12 protein-coding genes and 1 pseudogene are annotated in these 15,862 nt (G+C 69.2%); 9 read left to right on the forward strand and 4 right to left on the reverse strand.

Translation table 11 applies throughout. The annotated features are described in order from the left end of the window. Positions 1–34: 34 nt before the first annotated feature. Entirely contained in the window at positions 35–457 is a 423-nt protein-coding gene (locus tag O7634_RS13060) for a preprotein translocase subunit TatB (RefSeq protein ID WP_278150409.1), read from the forward strand. A gap of 201 nt (positions 458–658) precedes the next feature. Here O7634_RS13060 and O7634_RS13065 read toward each other — a convergent pair whose 3' ends face one another. The 3 genes from O7634_RS13065 to O7634_RS13075 all read right to left on the reverse strand — a co-directional run bounded on the left by O7634_RS13065 (position 659) and on the right by O7634_RS13075 (position 3,806). Beyond that, on the reverse strand, positions 659–1,807 hold the full coding sequence (locus O7634_RS13065; RefSeq protein ID WP_278150410.1) for an Mrp/NBP35 family ATP-binding protein: 1,149 nt from the start codon (positions 1,805–1,807) through the stop codon (positions 659–661). Positions 1,808–1,894: 87 nt separating this feature from the next. Continuing rightward, complete coding sequence (locus tag O7634_RS13070; protein WP_278150411.1) at positions 1,895–2,527, reverse strand: DUF1003 domain-containing protein; 633 nt, start codon at positions 2,525–2,527, stop codon at positions 1,895–1,897. After that, positions 2,520–3,806, reverse strand: coding sequence for a CBS domain-containing protein (locus O7634_RS13075; protein ID WP_278150412.1), 1,287 nt, complete (start codon positions 3,804–3,806; stop codon positions 2,520–2,522). The genes O7634_RS13070 and O7634_RS13075 overlap by 8 nt, the downstream gene beginning before the upstream one ends. Positions 3,807–3,839: 33 nt before the next feature. Between O7634_RS13075 and O7634_RS13080 the strand changes: the two genes are divergently transcribed. Further along, positions 3,840–4,709 carry a PhzF family phenazine biosynthesis protein gene (locus tag O7634_RS13080; protein WP_278150413.1) on the forward strand — a complete coding sequence of 290 codons (870 nt, stop codon included), beginning with the start codon at positions 3,840–3,842 and terminating at the stop codon, positions 4,707–4,709. 12 nt (positions 4,710–4,721) lie between these two features. Beyond that, complete coding sequence (locus O7634_RS13085) at positions 4,722–5,252, forward strand: hypothetical protein (protein ID WP_278150414.1); 531 nt, start codon at positions 4,722–4,724, stop codon at positions 5,250–5,252. A gap of 166 nt (positions 5,253–5,418) precedes the next feature. Here O7634_RS13085 and O7634_RS13090 read toward each other — a convergent pair. Next, positions 5,419–5,979 (reverse strand): annotated as a pseudogene (locus tag O7634_RS13090) (HAD family hydrolase); the annotation flags it as partial. Between the two features lie 107 nt (positions 5,980–6,086). On the opposite strand from O7634_RS13090, the gene O7634_RS13095 reads away from it, so the two are divergent. The 6 genes from O7634_RS13095 (at position 6,087) to O7634_RS13120 (ending at position 14,467) form a co-directional block, all read left to right on the forward strand. Then, positions 6,087–7,043, forward strand: coding sequence for a DMT family transporter (locus O7634_RS13095; RefSeq protein ID WP_278150415.1), 957 nt, complete (start codon positions 6,087–6,089; stop codon positions 7,041–7,043). Between the two features lie 303 nt (positions 7,044–7,346). Then, positions 7,347–7,787, forward strand: coding sequence for a SigE family RNA polymerase sigma factor (locus O7634_RS13100; protein ID WP_278150416.1), 441 nt, complete (start codon positions 7,347–7,349; stop codon positions 7,785–7,787). Positions 7,788–7,839: 52 nt separating this feature from the next. After that, the gene (locus O7634_RS13105; protein WP_278150417.1) at positions 7,840–9,402 is read left to right on the forward strand and encodes a recombinase family protein; all 1,563 of its coding nucleotides are present in this window, start codon (positions 7,840–7,842) and stop codon (positions 9,400–9,402) included. 920 nt (positions 9,403–10,322) lie between these two features. After that, complete coding sequence (locus O7634_RS13110; protein WP_029536984.1) at positions 10,323–10,529, forward strand: hypothetical protein; 207 nt, start codon at positions 10,323–10,325, stop codon at positions 10,527–10,529. A gap of 473 nt (positions 10,530–11,002) precedes the next feature. Further along, positions 11,003–11,620 (forward strand): class I SAM-dependent methyltransferase, encoded by a 618-nt coding sequence (locus O7634_RS13115; RefSeq protein WP_278150418.1) that lies wholly within the window; start codon positions 11,003–11,005, stop codon positions 11,618–11,620. Positions 11,621–12,121: 501 nt separating this feature from the next. Further along, positions 12,122–14,467: a hypothetical protein gene (locus tag O7634_RS13120; RefSeq protein WP_278150419.1), complete on the forward strand. Its 2,346-nt coding sequence runs from the start codon at positions 12,122–12,124 to the stop codon at positions 14,465–14,467. Positions 14,468–15,862 lie beyond the last annotated feature (1,395 nt).

The raw sequence follows: 15,862 nt of genomic DNA on the forward strand, positions 1-15,862 counted from the left end.
GTCTTGCGGCTGACGCCGAGAGGAGGCCCGCGGGATGCTCGACAACCTGAACTGGTGGGAGATCGGTGCGCTGCTGCTCCTGGCGCTGTTGATCTTCGGTGACCGACTCCCCGCCGTGATCAACGATGGTCTGCGGCTGGTGCGCAACCTGCGCAACATGGCCCGCAACGCCACCGGCGACCTGAGCCGCGAGCTGGGCACCGACATCCAGCTGGAAGACCTGCACCCGAAGGCGTTCATCCGCAAGCACCTCCTCAGCGAGGAGGACGAGGCGGCCATCCGCAAGCCGTTGCAGGGCGTCTACGACAACCTGCGCGCGGACGTCGGCGGCGTGCACAACGACCTGAAGGACGTGGCCAACGCCGTCGACCCGCGGTCCGGCGACAAGCGGACCGGCACGGCGACCGGCACCCCCTCGGCGCCGGCCCCCCGGGCCAGCTACGACGACGCCACCTGAGCCCGGCATGCCCGGGCCGGCCTCCGCCCGCGCCTGCCGCGGTGAGCGCCACGAACGCGGGCTTGATCGACTCGACTTTCAGGAAGTCGGCCCATCAATCGAGGCGGGATAGCCCGGCTTCCTGAAACCCGAGTTGATCAGGCCGGGGCGCGCCGAGCGGGCCGGGGCGCGCCGGGTAAGCCCGGCCGCGCGCCCGTCCGGTCAGCGGCCGGCGGGCTTGAGGCCGAGGGGCTTGCCGAGCAGCGACTCGCGCCGCACCGCGAGCCGGTCGGCGACACCGCCGAGCGCCTGCGCGGCCGGGGAGTCCGGCTCGGCCAACACGATCGGGTTGCCGGCGTCGCCGGCCTCGCGGACCCGGGTGTCCAGCGGGATCTGCCCGAGCAGCGGCACCTGCGCGCCGATGGTCCGGCTCAGCGACTCGGCGACGGTCGCGCCGCCCCCGGCCCCGAAGACCTCCATCCGGGAACCGTCCGGCAGCTCCAGCCAGGACATGTTCTCGATGACGCCGACCACGCGCTGGTGGGTCTGTAGCGCGATCGCGCCGGCCCGCTCCGCCACCTCGGCGGCGGCGGCCTGCGGGGTGGTGACGACCAGGATCTCCGAGTTGGGCAGCAGTTGGGCCAGCGAGATCGCCACGTCGCCGGTGCCCGGCGGCAGGTCGAGCAGGAGAACGTCCAGGTCACCCCAGTAGACGTCGGCCAGGAACTGCTGCAACGCCCGGTGCAGCATCGGGCCGCGCCACACCACCGCGGCGTTACCGGCGGTGAACATGCCGATCGAGATGACCTTCACGCCGTGCGACTGCGGCGGCATGATCATGTCTTCGACGCGGGTGGGTCGGCCGTCGGCGCCGAGCATCCGTGGCACCGAGTGCCCGTAGATGTCCGCGTCCACCACGCCGACGGAGAGCCCGCGGGCGGCGAGCGCCGCCGCCAGGTTGACCGTCACGCTGGACTTGCCGACGCCACCCTTGCCGCTGGCCACCGCGTACACCCGGGTGCGCGAGCCGGGCTGGGCGAACGGGATGACCGGCTCCTCGGTGGCGCCTCCGCCGCGCAGCTGCGCCTGGAGCGACTGCCGCTGCTCGGGGCTCATCACCCCGAAGTCGATCTCCACCCCGGTTACTCCGGGCACCGCGGCGACGGCGGCGGTGATGTCCGTGCGCAGCTTGTCCTTGAGCGGGCAGCCGGCCACGGTGAGCAGCAGCTCGACCCGGACCACACCACTGGCCGCGATGGTCGCGGAGCGGACCATGCCCAGCTCGGTGATGGGCCGGCGGATCTCCGGGTCGTTGACGGTGGCCAGGGCGGCCTGGATCGCGTCCTCGACGGTGCTCACGGGTGCTGACATGCCCGCAATGCTACGTCGCGGGGCATCCGCTGCCGCCGCTGCCCGGGGCGGTGTGAGGCAATCGATGGCCCCGCCCCGGCCCGCTGCTCAGCCGTCCGACCGGCGAGGGCCGGCGCCGTCCGGCCGGGCGGTGCGGGCGGTGTCGCCGTCCAGGTCGTCGCGCGGTTCGTCCAGGTTGACGCCATCGGCCGGCCGCTGCCCACGCCGCTCCTGCTGGCGGCGCTCCAACCGCTGCCGGCGCTGCCCCGCCTCGTCCAACTCCTCGGCCAGCCGGGCCAGCTCGGAGCGGAGGAAGTCGCGGGTGGCCACCTCGCCCAACGCGATCCGCAGCGCGGCGATCTCCCGGGCCAGGTACTCGGTGTCCGCCTTCTGCGCGGTGGCGCGCCGCCGGTCCTCCTCCAGGGCCAGCCGGTCCCGGTCGGCCTGCCGGTTCTGCGCGAGCAGGATCAGTGGCGCCGCGTAGCTGGCCTGCAACGACAGCACCAGGGTCAGGAACGTGAAGGTGTACGGGTCGAAGCGCAGATCCGGTGGGGCCAGCGTGTTCCAGAGGAACCAGGCCGTGATCACCACCGTCATGACGACGATGAAGTTCGCGGTGCCCATGCCCCGGGCGATGCCCTCCGACCACCTGCCGAAGGCCTCCGCGTCGAAGCGGGGCAGCTTGACGCCCCGGGGCTCGCGCGGCTGGTCCAGTCGTTCCGTCCGCCGCTGGTCAGCCATCCGTGCCGTCCAGCATCGCGTCGGTGGCGCCCGGGGCGGCGAGGGCGTCGCGGTCGCGCCAGTCCCGGGGCAACGAGTGGTCCAGGACGTCGTCCACCGTCACGGCGCCGACCAGCCGGTTGTTGCGGTCGATGACCGGCATCGCGACCAGGTCGTACGTGGCCATCCGGCGGGTGATCTCCGGCAGCGGTGTGGTGGGGCGCAGCGGGTCGATGTCATTGACCACCACCTTGCCGAGCAGGTCGGCCGGTGGCTCGCGCAGCAGCGCCTGGAAGTGGACCATGCCCAGATAGCGGCCGGTCGGCGTGTTCTGCGGCGCCCGGGTCACGAAGACCTGCGCGGCGACGGCGGGGGAGAGCTGCGGTTCCCGGATCCGGGCCAGCGCCTCGGCGACCGTCGCGTCCGGCGGCAGGATGACCGGCTCCGAGGTCATCACACTGCCCGCCGTTCCGGGCGTGTACTTCAACAGCTGCCGCACCGGGTCGGCCTCGTCCGGCTCCATCAGGTCGAGCAGCACGTCCTGCTCGGGTGGGGGCAGTTCGTTGAGCAGGTCGGCGGCGTCGTCCGGGTCCATCTCCTCCAGCACGTCGGCCGCCCGTTCCCGGTCAAGGGCGGCGAGGATCTCCACCTGGTCGTGCTCCGGCAACTCGCTGAGCACGTCGGCCAGTCGCTCGTCGTTCAACGCGGCGGCCACCTCGTTGCGCCGCGCGTCGGGCAGGTCCTGCAACGCGTTGGCCAGGTCGGCCGGGCGCATGTCCTCCAGGACGGCGAGCAGGTTCGCCGTACCCCTGTTGTCGGCGATGCCGCTGAGCCCGCGCACCCGGTCCCAGTCGACCTGGTGCAGGTGTCCGCGGCGGGTGAGCCGGCCGGTCTGCTCGCGCACGGCGACCCGGGTCAGTGTGTACTCGCCGCCCCGGGTGCACTCCATCGCGACGTCCACGACGGTGCCGGGCTGCCCACCCGGGTCGAGCTGCACCCGCCGGTCCAGCAGCTCCTGGAGGACCAGCAGCTCGTTCGGGCGCTTCTCGAACCGGCGCAGGTTGAGGGTGCCGGAGCCGAGCACCACGGCGTCCGCGTCGATGGAGGTGATCCGGTTGATGGACAGGAAGATCCGGCGACGCATCGGCATCTCGGCGACGAGACCCACCACCTCCGGCGGACGCTTGGTCGCCCGCAGCCGCGCCACGGCGTCACGGACCCGGCCCACCTGGTCGCCATTCGGGTCGTAGACGGCGACTCCGGAGAGGCGGGCTATGTAGATCCGGGTCGGCGTGCTCACGGGCACCAGCCTAAGCGCCTAGTGTTTATCAACATGTCGACCTTGGCCTACGAGATCGTGGACGTCTTCACCGACCGCCCCTTCGCCGGCAACCCGCTGGCGGTGGTCTTCGGCGCGGACGCGCTGGCCACCGAGCAGATGCAGGCACTCGCGCTGGAGTTCAACCTCTCCGAGACGGTGTTCGTGCTGCCCCCGACGCAGGTCGGCGTCACCTATCGGGCCAGGATCTTCACGCCCGTGGAGGAGTTGCCGTTCGCCGGGCACCCGAGCGTCGGGGCGGCGGTCACCGCGAGCCGGCGGGGGATGTTCGGGGTGGGTCAGGTCACCCAGGAATGCGGGGCCGGTGTGCTGCCGATCGAGGTGACCGCGACCGGTGCGACGCTGACCGGTGGCGCCCCGACGCTCGGTCCGGAGCTGGACCCGGAGCCGCTGCTGGAGATCGCCGGGCTGGACGCTGACGACCACGTCGGGCCCGCCCCCCGGGTCGCCGGCTGTGGGCTGGAGTTCCCCTTCCTGCCGGTACGGCCCGAGTCGGTGGCCCGCGCGCGGGTGAACGCCGCGGCGGCGCAGCGGTACGGGGTTTCGCACGTCAGCGTCTTCTCCTGGGACGCCGCCGCGCAAACCGCGCACGCCCGGGTCTTCGTACCGGGGATCGGCATCCCGGAGGACCCGGCCACCGGCTCGGCGGCGCTGGGCCTCGGCGTCTGGCTGGTGGCGAGCGGTCTGCTGCCCGGCGACGGACGGTCCGAGTACGCGGTCCGCCAGGGCGTGGAGATGAACCGCCCCTCCGCGTTGGCCTGCACGATCACCGCGGCGAACGGCGTGGCGCTCGGCGCGACGGTCTCCGGTCAGGTGATGCCGGTGGCCCGGGGCGAGATCGTCGTGCCGCCGTTCGTGGGCTGATGCCGGACCCGAATGCGGGAGGATGCGGGTGTGACGGACGACGACGCTCCGGTGAGTACGCCGCTTCTCGACGAGGCGATGAAGAAGGCGGCGGTGGCCTGGGTCAGCGTTGCCGGCGGGCCGGCGCTCGCGCTCTGGTGTGCGCCGCTGGAGGGCACGCTCCTGGTGGTGAGCGGGCCGGGCGAGCAGACAGCGCCGGGTCTGGCCGCCGCGACCGAGGCGCAGGTCACGCTGCGCGGTGACCACGGCGGTCGGATCGTCACCTGGCCGGCCCGGGTGAGCCGGGTGCGGCCGGGCACCGAGGAGTGGGACACCGTGGCGCCGCTGGTGGCGGCGAAGCGGCTCAACGCGCCCGGCCCGACCGCCGAGTTGGTGGCGCGCTGGGCCGCCGACGGGTGCGCGGTGAACCGGCTCACCCCGGGCGGTGCGCCGCGGGCCGGAGCGGACCTGCCGGCGGACGCGCAGGCCGAGCCGCCCCGGGCCACTCCGGCGGTGCGGGCTGCCCGTAAGCCGTTCCGTCTGCACCGGGTCCGCCGCCGCTGACCGGCGGCGGGTCGGCCCACCGGCCGACGCCGACCGGCCCGCCCCCGCCGTCGACCACCGACAGCACCTCACCGAGGGCGCCGAGCGTGGGTCCGCGCCAGTCCAGGTCGGCGTTGAACACCAGGTGCGTGGCGAGGTCCGGCGCGGCGAGTCGGACGGCTGTCATTCCGGCCCGTTCGGCGCCGGTCAGCTCCTGGCTGCCGCCGTCACCCACGTACAGGCAGTCGCCGGGCGCGAGCCCGAGCCGCTGGCACGCGGTCAGATAGAGCGCCGGGTCCGGCTTGCAGCGTCCGACCTGCACCGAGAAGACCCGCACGTCGAGCAGCGGGGCGATGGCGAGCTGGGGCAGGAAGGCCGGCAGCTCGTGCGTGCAGTCGCTGATGACGCCGGTGCGCAGGCCGCGTTCGCGCAGGGCCGCGAGCACCGGCACCGCCTCGGCCCGCAACCAGGTGTCCGCGCGCAGGGCCCGGTGCCGGGAGGCCACCGCCGCCCGCACCGCGGTGTCGGTCGGGTGTACGCCGACCTGGGCGCACACCCAGCGCAGCGTCGCCTCGGCGTTGCCGAGCCGGCCGGTGGCCCGCTCGTAGTAGGTGCGGTTCAGCACCTCGTTCAACGTGTCGCTGTGGCAGCCGAGCAACTCGGCGGTGCCGAGGTGGGCGGCGCCGCGTTGCACCGAACGGGTCAGCGTGCCGAAGAAGTCGAACAGCACCGCCTGGTAGCTGGACATGGGGGAACGCCTCCGGGCGGTCGAGGGGTCGCCGGCGCGGAACCGCGTGATCGTAACGGAGTGATGACAGTCCGTGCTGGCCGTCACACGTGTGAGGATTACGTCCCGTGTCCTCTCCTCCACACCGGCCCACGCCGGACCCGCTGACCACCGGCGCGGTCGGGCTGGCCGTGGTCGCGGTCTCCTCGTCCGCGCCGCTCATCGCGTACGCCGCCGCGCCCGCGCTGGCCATCGCGTTCTGGCGCAACCTGCTCGCGGTGGCCGTGCTCAGTCCGTTCGCGCTGGCCCGTCGCCGCGCCGAGTTCCGTCGGCTGACATTGGGCGTGGGCCGGCGGGAGGGGCTGTTCTGCGTCCTGTCCGGCATCGCGCTGGCTGGGCACTTCGCGACCTGGGTGCCGAGCGCCCAGCTCACCTCGGTCGCCACGTCCACCGCCCTGGTCGCCACCCAACCGGTCTGGCAGGGGTTGATCGCCCGGGCCCAGGGGCGTCCGCTGCCCCGGGTCGTCTGGATCGGCATCGCCGTGGCGGTCGGCGGGGCGGTGGTCGCCACCGGAGTGGACGTCGGCGTCTCCGGTCGGGCTGTCCTCGGTGACCTGCTGGCCCTGGCCGGTGGGCTGTTCGCCGCCGTCTACACCGCGTTCGGCGAGCGGGCCCGGAGCAGCATCAGCACCACCACGTACACCACCATCTGCTACGGGATCTGCGCGCTGCTCCTGCTGGCCATGTGCCTGGTCGGCGGCGTACGACTGACCGGCTTCGACGGGCGCACCTGGCTGGCAATCCTGGCCCTGGTGGCCGGTGCCCAACTGCTCGGGCACTCGATGTTCAACTACGCCCTGCGGAAGATCCCGGCGACCACCGTCAGCGTGCTGATCCTGCTGGAGGCGCCCGGCGCGGCAGTGCTCGGGTGGGCCTGGCTGGGCCAGGTTCCCCGCCCGTACGCGCTGCTGGGGATGGCGATGCTGCTGGCCGGTGTGGCGGTGGTGGTGGTTGGTGGCTCCCGCGTCGGCCGCCGTGCCGCCGCACCCACCGCCCTGCCCACCGACCCTACGCCGTTGTCCTGACGGCGATTCACAGGTACGCGGCGGTCGACTTGCCGGCCCACTGTCCGCCACCGATCCGGAGGGCCCGTCGCGCGGTGGCTGCCGCATCGAAATCCATGAGCCCACAGTGGTTGTCGCCCATGCCAAGATCAAGTCTTGTTCTCGCGGGCCGGGGATGATGACGTGAAGGGAGAGATCACCTCCCGCCCCTCGCCGATCGGGTGGTCGGCGCGGAGTCGCCGACAGCGGCGCGAACACCAATGCCCGCTGCTTCCCTCCGCGGCGGGCCCGCCGCGCGTCTATCCCGGTGAGGAGGGCGATCCGTTGACGACTGAGGACCGCACCCGGGACGGCTTCGCCGACTTCGTCCGGGCCGAGACCGCCGGGCTGACCCGGCTCGCGTACCTGTTGACAGGCGACCGGCACCACGCCGAGGACCTGGTTCAGGTGGCGTTGGCCCGGGTCGCGGTGCGCTGGGACCGGGTCGCGGACCCGCACGCCTACCTGCGTCGAGTGCTCTGCACGCAGGCGGCCAGTTGGTGGCGTCGGCGACGGGCCCGCCCGCCCGAGCGGCTGGACGGCGTGGTGCCGGAACGATCCGACCCGGGTGACGACGCCGACGTCCGGCTGGTGCTGTGGACGGCGCTGGCACGGCTGACCGTGCGACAACGTGCGGTTCTCGTGTTGCGCTACTACGAGGACCGCACCGAGACGGAGACGGCGGCGCTGCTCGGCTGCCGGGTGGGCACTGTCAAGAATCGTTAGAAGCTATGGTCGATGTTGCCGACACGAACGTCGATCTAGGGGGACGGTTCTGATGGTACGGCGGAAGGCCCGGTCGGGGAACCGGGGCCGGTTCGACAGCAAGGACGCGTTGCTGGCCGGGGGCTCGGATGTGCGGGCGTTGCGGTATCAGCGCGCGAGTCAGGACAAGAAGGAGCAGGGCAAGAGCGTTCACGACCAGGGCGTGCTCAACCTGGCGGAGATCACGAAGCGGTCGTGGACGGACGCGGGATCATTCACGGACAACCACCGCTCGGCCAGCCGCCGCGCGACGAAGGAGCGCGAGCAGTTCGAGTTGTTGATCGAGCAGATCCGCGCGGGCAAGGGCGACGTGCTCGTGGTCTGGGAGATCTCCCGCAAGGAACGCGACCTCGCGGTGTTCGTGAAGATCCGCGACATGTGCCACGAGGTCGGTCTCAACTTCTGGCTCGTCGGCGGGGTGCTGTACGACCTGCGGGACAAGAACGACCGGATGATGCTCGGCTTCCAGGCGGTACAGGCCGAGTGGATGGCCGACTCGATCCGCGACAACGTGCTGCGCGGCATCGTCGGCGCCGCCGAAGCTGGCCGCCCTCACGGGAAGATCACCTACGGGTACCGGCGGATCTACGACCAGCGCACCCGCGCCCTGCTGCGTCAGGAGCCGGACACCGAGATCCGTAAGGCCGTGGCGGCCGACGGGACGGTGACGCAGTATTCGCGGGCGCAGGTGGTGCGGGACAACTTCCGCAAGGTCTCCGAAGGCACGCCGCTGACCGCTATCGAGGCCGAACTCAACCGGCTCGGGATTCCCGCCTCCGAGGGCGGACTTTGGCGGCGCGGCATCTTGCGCAAGCAGGTGATGAACCCGGCCTACATCGGCAAGCGGGTGCTGCGCGGGGAGATCGTCGGCGATGGGATCTGGCCCGCCCTGGTCGAGGAGGAGACGTACTGGGCGGTGGTGCGGATGCTTCAGGACCCGTCCCGCACGACGACTCGACCCGGCCGCGCCGTGCATCTGCTGTCATACATCGTGCGCTGCGGGGTGTGCGACGGGCCGTTGTCGTCGCAGCGGCTGAACCGGCATGGCTGGACCGGGCAGGTGTATTCGTGCCTGCACAAGCGGTGCGCGGCGGTGAAGGCCGAGTTCCTCGACGAGTACGTGCAGCGGGCGGTGGTGGCGTGGCTGTCCCGCCCTGACGTCTACGACGTCCTCACCGCTGCCAGCGCGAGCGACGAGGAAGTCACCCACGCCCGCGCCGAAGCCCAACGGCTGCGGGGCGAGTTGGAGGAGTGGCGCAAGCTCGGAGAGGAGGGTGAAGTCACCGCGATCGCCTACGCCCGCGCCGAGAAGGGCCTGCTGACGCAGATCGCCGAGTACGAGCAACGCGCCGCCGACGCCGGGATCCCCGCCGTGCTGCGCGGACGCATCGGGGACCAGGCTGTGGCAGCGTGGCAGGAACTCGATGACGATGTCGCGGTCAAGCGGGAAATCATCCGCCTCGTCGCTGACATCAAACTCCTGCGCGCCGGGTTCAAGGGCGAACGCCGCACGTTCGGCCGCCATCGCCTCGACTGGCGGTGGAAGTTCGGCCCGCAGGACCAGCGGGTGGCCTGACGACTTGACCTTCAGGCAGAGGTGAGCGTCGATCGTGTCCGTCGTCCCGCCGTGATCGGGCGGGGCGGCGTGACCCGTCGACGGAAGGTTTCTCGCCGTGCCTCGCGAACGACTCAGTGCTCTCGCTGCCCTACCCGATGATGTGATCGATCCGCTGTTGTGGCGGCTCGCCTTCGATGTCGCCGCCGCGCACCAGCCGAATGAGCGTGGCAACTGCCGGAATCTGCAGTGTGTCGGGCAGCGGGGCATGTGCGCCGCCGCGCGCGCTGCCCGCCGCGCGATGGCCCTCGCACGGTCTTCCCGAACGACCGCCTCACGTACCCAACCAGCCCGGGGGCGCGCGACGGTGGTCAAACCTTCCCGGCGCGGTTTCGCCGGCTGGTTTTCGACGCGGTCATCACTTGAGGTGACGCGTCCCGTGAGCCGTTCGGCAACCCTTCCGCGCTGGCGACCTGTGAGGAGCGCCGTCGCGTAGCCATCCGCATCGGCGCGGCCACACCCCTTGGCGGCAGTCTGGGCACGTGGTGAGGTGCGCCTGCCGGGCCCCTGCTGGCACGGGATGCTGAAGGGCACGTGTCGGCGTACGGGCTTCGGTGCAGAGCCAGGTACGCCAGACGCACACACCCCGAAAGGTCTGCCGCTTCGGCCCCGTCGGCCGCCTGCTGACCCAGTGACCTTCAAGCCGCTGCTCACGCTGGGTTACCACTGAAGTCGGTCGGCGCCGGATCGCGGCAAATCCGGGTGCTCGCATGGTGTCGTGGTTGGATCACCCTGGCGAGGCTCTGGCGTGACTGGATGGTTTACCCGGGCAGTCGGTCCCGACTCGGGTCGGCCCGCCCGCTACCGTCTGCGTATCGCGGTGGCCACGCTTCCAGATCCGCAGCGAATAGCCCAGTCCTGAACAGCACGAGGAGACACCGATGGCCGACGCCACCAGCGACGCCGATCCCACCGCTGACGCCGAAGCGGGAACCGAGGAGCAGCCGCAGCCCTTCGAGAACCGGGCGGCACGCCGGTCAAAGGGCAAGGCCACCGCCAACCACATCGGGGGTACCGCGAGCCGCGTCCACGGCCGTTCCGGCACGGTGCAGAGTCCTCGCCAGTATGGCAACCGTCGAAGCGGCTGATCTTCGGGCCTCCTGGTCACGGCCGTGTTAGGTAGCTGTAGCCGCTACCCGCGTCCAGCCGCTGCCGCAGGTTCGTTGCAGGACGGTGAGGGCGAGCCAATCGCGTGACGATGAGGGCACGGTTAGTACCGACGCTGTTGCAACAGCAGACTCGACTCGGCAGGAGCCCTGCGTCGGCCTCCAAACGGGCGGTGACCGTCGGGTAGCGCGTGACTCCGCGGCAACCCGGGCAACCAAGTCGATCCGCACCACGGCAGCGTACGCGCGGTCGTGTCATGCTCGCCGCTCGCGCGCCGACAGCGGCAGATCCGTGCATGAAGGGGCGAGACCCAGGCCGCGAAGTACGGGTGGCTATGTTGGCCTGTGTCAGCGTCGATCCGGCGATGTCCGACGACGTCGTGGCCCTGGTCCCCCTCATGCAGCCGCACTTCTGTTCGGACGGTTCGAGCTGACACTGGATCTAGAGTGGCACGGTGAGCAACCAGCCGGTGCGTGACGCCTACTCGTACATGTCGGCGCAGTACATCTCCCTGGTCGATGGTGACTGGCAGGCCCACGTGGACGACACGGCCCTCGTCCGAGACCACCTCGTCGGTTCGGGCGGTACGGTGCTCGATCTCGGCTGCGGCCCCGGGCACTGGAGCGCCTACCTGCACTCGCTCGGCGTCGACGTGACCGGCGTCGACTTGGTCCCTGAGTTCATCGACCATGCCCGGACGCACTTTCCCGGGCCGGAGTTCCGGCTCGCATCGATGACCGACCTTGACCTTCCCAACCATTCGGTGGCCGGCATCCTCTCCTGGTACTCGACCATCCACCTACCGCCATCGGAGCTGGACGGGGTACTCATCGAGTTCCGCCGGATGCTGGCACCTTCCGGGAGGCTGGTAATCGGCTTCTTCGACAGCGACGACGAGGTCGCCGCGTTCGACCACAAGGTCTATACGGCATACCGCTGGCCCGTAGACGAGTTCTCCGCCCACCTGACACAAGCCGGCTTCACCGAGCTTCAGCGCTTGCAACAGCAGTTTCCGGACCGTCCAGACCGCAAGTACGCAGCCATCGCCGCCGCAACATCCGCTGGGCCGTAGGGGGCCTACGTTCAAAAACAGTCCCAGATAAAGCGGCCTTCCCACTGGTCCTCACTGCGGCCCGACGCACGGCTACCGGCTACGAGCGCACCTGTCGCCGCCGTTCCTCCGTCACGCGCTGTGACGCCCGGATGGCGGCAGATGAGTAGCGATCTTTCAGCCGTTCCGGGATCATTGGCGGGCAGCGAGAAGCACGACCAGCATCACGCCCGCAACCGGTGATGCGGCCAGCAAGAGCACGCAAAGACGCAGAGTCCGCTGCCAGCTCGACAAGGCATCTCCGACCACATCGCTGGGCTGCCTACCGATCGCCGGCGGCTCCAACTCACTTGACGAGGACTCCATCGCCACGCTGCCCTCCTGTTCCGTGTTGACATCGATGTGGCTAGCATCTGTAGGAGCCGCAGTTGTCCGGTAGGAGGAAGATGCGCAGCCGCAGCTCGAGATCCCGTGATCCCGGACATCCCAAGTTGTCGCAGCGACAACCTGAGACAAAGGGCGGTGACGATGGCGCTCCGTCCTGGGCGTAAGGGCGGCAGGCCATGGGGCCCACTACTCGACGGGACACCGGACTGCCATCGCCTCGCAAACTGGCTGCGCGAACGGGTGCAAGCAAGCGGTAAGACGCTGCGCGATCTCGGTCACGAACTGCCGTACAGCAAAGATGCGATATCAAGGTCGCTGAACGGCGCGAAGGTTCCCGAGTGGAATCTCGTGCGAGCTCTGGTAGGAGCCGTTACGCCAACGGAGCGGCATGCACGTCAATTGGCGGATGCTGAGGCACGCAGACTGTGGGAGTTGGCCGACAGATCGTTGCGGCTCTCCGTCAAGGTATCCTCGAGCAACGAACGCCCGGATTCGGTTCTGTCGCAGGTAACCAGTGATCTGGTGCGGGCCTATCGGGAGGCCGACGAGTACAGAAGGCACGCGCAGCTCGCGACCGAGAAGAGCCAGTCGCTGGTGTCCGGGCTGCTCTTCGTTCTCGGCGGCTTTTCCACGACGATCTCCGTCCTCACCGAGGAACGCGACCGCCTGCGCGAGGACTCCGAGAAAGGGCTAGCGGTTAAGCTCGAGCTGGAGATCAATCGGCGGCAGCTGGCGGAGATCGAGCAACGGCTCGTCATCGCCGAGGAGAAGCGGCAGCGGGCAGAACGGCAGCTCGCCCAAGCGCAACAGCAGCTGCGCCTTGCTGGCCTGTTGGGCGAGCGAGCTGCAGAGCGGCAGTCGCGCCTACTCGAACGTCTTGTCATGGTCGATGGCCCCTGGGACGACCCTGAAGAGAGGATCATCGAATCGCCCCGTGGCCGTGACGTGCCGCCTTACACTTTGATGGACGCGACCGACCAGGAGGTCGCCGACAAGATCGCACGCGAGGCCGATCGACTTCTGGGCGATACGGCTGAGGTGCTCGATGGACTCGGCCAGCAGTTGGGGCAGTCCGACGAGAAGCTGGCCGATGGTCCGTCCCCGCAAGCGCTGCCACACGTAGGAACGCAAATCGCCGATCGAGCTGTCATCGCCGCACTGAGCAGCGTCGCCCTGACCCCGTGGCAATGTATCGCGGAACTCGTAGATCTTGCCGTGGCGATTCAGCGGAGCTCGATGCCGCAGGATTCCGAAGTGGATCCATTGACAATAAATATCGCCCTACCCAACCGATCCGCCGGACCGGGGCCTGCCCGAATACGAGTCGCGGACAATGGCCAGGGACTTTCGGGTCACGCGGTTATACAGCTCATCAAAGGGTCTTGGATCGGGCGAATTCCCAATGGCGCCGAGAATAGCATCGGCCTGGGACTCATTCTGACTGCCGCCCACTCGGGATCAAAGGTCACCGTGCGATCTACCCGGCCGACCGAAGTGGTGTGGACCGAGGCCACCTTCGACCTGCGGGCTAATAGCTCGGGTTCGCATTCGGGCTTCCTGATTAGCCGTGATCGTGCGGCAGAGGCGAACTTCAGTGGAACTGAATTCATACTCGAAGACCTGAAGCCCCACCTAATGGAATACCTCAACCGCCGGCAGCACCAGCTCGTGGCCAAACTTGGCGACATTTATAGTCATCAGCTCGATGGCGGCGTCATTGAGTTGACGATCAACGGGACCAAAGTCGCTCCGCGAAGGCATTGCGTATGGAGCGAGGATCGCAGCGTTATCCAAGCCGGACGGCAGATACCCGCGGTGATTCGGGTGGACCACCGCCTCGACGATCTCCTTATCTGCCAAAGCTGTGACTACAGCCGCGTCGCCGCGCTCGAGGCTGCCCTATGCGAATCATGTGGAGGTGCTTCGTCGCGCCGTCAAGAGCGTCGCATCTGGGGCTGGCTCGGCATCCAGCGCTACGTCGACCCGACCGACTTCGGGATCGACTTCCTCAGGCACGGGCGGAAGATTCTGACTAGAGATCGTCGCGCCTTCTCCTGGGAAGATCCCGACACCGGGCAAAGTGAAATCGAATATCCGCTGGATATTCCCCATGCCGGGCGTATCGTCGGCGAGATACATTGTGACCATTTGGCCGTCAATCACTCAAAGGACGCTTTCCAGTTCGACAGTAGGGACTGGGCCCTCGTCCTTCGGATCATAAGAGGTGACGGCCCGCTCAGGCCGACTATCGCGAAGCGTTTAGGGTATCCCGAGAACACTTCCCCTCTGGGGCTCCTCTTCAAGGGATTCCGTCGCTCCACTCCCGGGCTGAGGTGCCTAGTGCCTGGCGACGGACGAACTGCCATCCACGAGACGGCAAGGGAGTGGGGAAGGAGGTTCCATCGCGGTGAAGCCGACTATCAGGACGATCGCCTTTGGTATGAAGCTGCGGTGAAGCACGATGCGGTTAGTCGGATTTAAGGGTTCCATCCTCCACGACCAGCCCTGCGGTCATCATTGACCGCGCGGGAGACTTACTCATCGGCAGATCCGCGTGCCGCCGGGTCGCCCCTACTGTCACATTGCGGAGTCGGTGATCTTCAGGCGCGGGCCCTCGCCTCCACTGCCGACCGCCCAACCGCACTTGCCGGTGCCGTTGGCTGCTATGTACATAGCTGGCGTACGCGGCTATGTACTGGGACTCGTACCCCGACAGCAACGTCGCAGAAGTACTCGCGGCACGCCGGCGTGCGTCTGTCGATCTTGGCGCAGACTGCGATCAGCTGGCGTTCCGCCCACTGGGCGCCCTGCCACTCGTCGGAGACCCAGCGGCGCTTGATGGTGAGACCGTAGCGACCGCAATCTCGCTCGTGACGCTCGTGGCGCGTGCGGGGTCGCCGGTGCGGCCCACCTTGATGACCCCGTTGTCGAACTGCAGGACGTAGAGGTGTTCCCGCCGGGCGCATTGATGTCGACTGACCTCTTGCCACGGCCGGGGAGTGTAGCGGCTACCCCTGACAGCGGCCGGCAAGGATCGGCCGCCATCGCCATCTGACGATCTTCGCCACGGCGCCGCACTCTGTGGCACCACCACAGTCGCGGGACAGAGAAGGCCACGAACCAGGCGGTTGAGGGCGGAATGACCATCCGGTTCGCGTTCCAGCGCCCGCCTACAGAGATCGACATCCCAGCATGCGAGACATCGCAGGAAGATTTTCGACCGCGATCGCGTGGACGGACAGGGACCGTCACAGACGCGGGCGACATCTATAGCACTCAGCCGGACTGGTGGCAAGACTTGGCGGCTGGTCTGTTGAAATCGGTGGTTGACTCCATCGGGTTTCCGGGGCGTAATGGAGAGACGTTCCCGCAGCGCCGGCTGGCGCGGTCGACCACAGACGCAGCGGGCAGGCACCCCCGAGCGGGGTGCCTGCCGTTGCTGGTGCCGACCCTGTCGGGGTACGTCGAGTGATGGGAGGACCCCATGAAGGATCGTCTGTCGGCGAGTTGAGCCGCCGCACCACCTGAGCGCCTGCGCGCTGTCGGTGGTGGGTCCTGATCATCTGTGGCTCGGCTTGGCCGTCCGCCCTGTGTCCACGCTGTTGACCGCAGCCTGCTGTGCGGGCCGCGGCGACGCCTGCTTGCCCTGCTGCCTGCCCCTTGCGTGGGGTCTGGCGTGTTCCTTGACTCGACCATAGTGACTTGCCGCCCCCCGCGCCCACGTGAGGGGTCCGCCCGGCCGGGCGTCACCCGGCAGGGTCGCGCCTGCCCGTACCCGGCGGGGCAGGCGCGACCCACGGGGCGATCCCGCCCTCGTGCGGCACCTGGAACCCACAACCCCAATTTGGAGAAGATCGTGACTTCACTCGACAACAT

This window comes from Micromonospora sp. WMMD1120 (assembly GCF_029626235.1).
In the GTDB taxonomy this organism is placed as follows: Bacteria; Actinomycetota; Actinomycetes; order Mycobacteriales; family Micromonosporaceae; genus Micromonospora.

What these genes read in the sequence shown, in the direction of transcription:
- O7634_RS13110 (WP_029536984.1), top strand. Translation starts at nt 10,323, where the DNA reads ATGGCCGACGCCACCAGCGACGCCGATCCCACCGCTGACGCCGAAGCG.
- O7634_RS13070 (WP_278150411.1), bottom strand. Translation starts at nt 2,527, where the DNA reads ATGGCTGACCAGCGGCGGACGGAACGACTGGACCAGCCGCGCGAGCCC.
- O7634_RS13105 (WP_278150417.1), top strand. Translation starts at nt 7,840, where the DNA reads ATGGTACGGCGGAAGGCCCGGTCGGGGAACCGGGGCCGGTTCGACAGC.
- O7634_RS13080 (WP_278150413.1), top strand. Translation starts at nt 3,840, where the DNA reads ATGTCGACCTTGGCCTACGAGATCGTGGACGTCTTCACCGACCGCCCC.
- O7634_RS13085 (WP_278150414.1), top strand. Translation starts at nt 4,722, where the DNA reads ATGCGGGAGGATGCGGGTGTGACGGACGACGACGCTCCGGTGAGTACG.
- O7634_RS13060 (WP_278150409.1), top strand. Translation starts at nt 35, where the DNA reads ATGCTCGACAACCTGAACTGGTGGGAGATCGGTGCGCTGCTGCTCCTG.
- O7634_RS13065 (WP_278150410.1), bottom strand. Translation starts at nt 1,807, where the DNA reads ATGTCAGCACCCGTGAGCACCGTCGAGGACGCGATCCAGGCCGCCCTG.